Origin of the sequence: Enterococcus italicus (assembly GCF_023743875.1) — a bacterium.
GTDB lineage: Bacteria > Bacillota > Bacilli > Lactobacillales > Enterococcaceae > Enterococcus_G > Enterococcus_G italicus.
Genome location: NZ_JAMRVB010000025.1, coordinates 1 through 961 on the forward strand (window position 1 = coordinate 1; position 961 = coordinate 961).

Sequence of the window (961 nt, forward strand, 5' to 3'; positions counted from 1 at the left end):
TGCACCAGCAGGTTATGAATTCGATAAGGACAAAAAATACGAATTTACGGTTGAATTACAAACGACGGATAAAGTTGCAACAGTTGCAGTAGGGAACGAACAAAAAACTGGCGCTGTGAAGCTAACAAAAACAGACAGTGATACTGGTAAAGCGTTAGCAGGAGCAACATTTAGTCTATTCAAAAAAGATGGCACACTGGTAGCGAAAGACTTGGAAACTGCAGTCAATGGTGAAATAAACTATAACGATTTGAAACCAGGCGACTACTACTTCATGGAAACAGCAGCACCAGCGGGTTATGTATTGGACAAAGATGCGAAGTATGCCTTTACAGTTGACTTCCAAAGTACTGCAAAAGTGGCAACAGTTTCCGCAGCAAATGCAGAAAAAACTGGTTCCGTAGAATTAACAAAAATTGACAACGATACAAATAAGGTCTTACCAGGAGCAACATTTACGTTATTTGATGCGAATGATAAACCTGTTAAAGAAGGACTGATTACCGACCAAAATGGAAAAATTTCTGTTGATAATTTGAAACCAGGAAATTATTATTTCAAAGAAACAGCAGCACCAGAAGGCTATGATTTTGATAGCACAGCGAAATATCCTGTTATTTTAGGATTGCAAGTAAGTAATACACCAACACCAGGTGTGGTTACCGTAGGCAATACAGAAACAGTTGGTTCAATCCAATTAGTGAAAGTAGATAGCGACACGAATAAACCATTGGCAGGAGCAGTCTTTGATTTGTTTGATGCCAATGATAAGAAAGTGAATACTGATGGGTTAACCACTGAAAAAGACGGAACCATTACAGTGAAAAACCTAAAACCAGGAAGCTACTACTTTAAAGAAACAAAAGCACCAGCAGGCTATGTACTTGATGCAGATAAGAAGTATGTTGCGAACTTACCATTGCAAGTAGATGGTAAGAAACAAGTGGTAAAAGTGACTGCT

General features: G+C 38.5%; 1 protein-coding gene. It reads left to right on the forward strand.

Going from position 1 to position 961, the window contains the following annotated elements:
- Window positions 1–961, forward strand: a 961-nt coding sequence (locus tag NE257_RS11565) for an MSCRAMM family protein (protein ID WP_251886530.1), incomplete at both ends; no start/stop codon positions are given.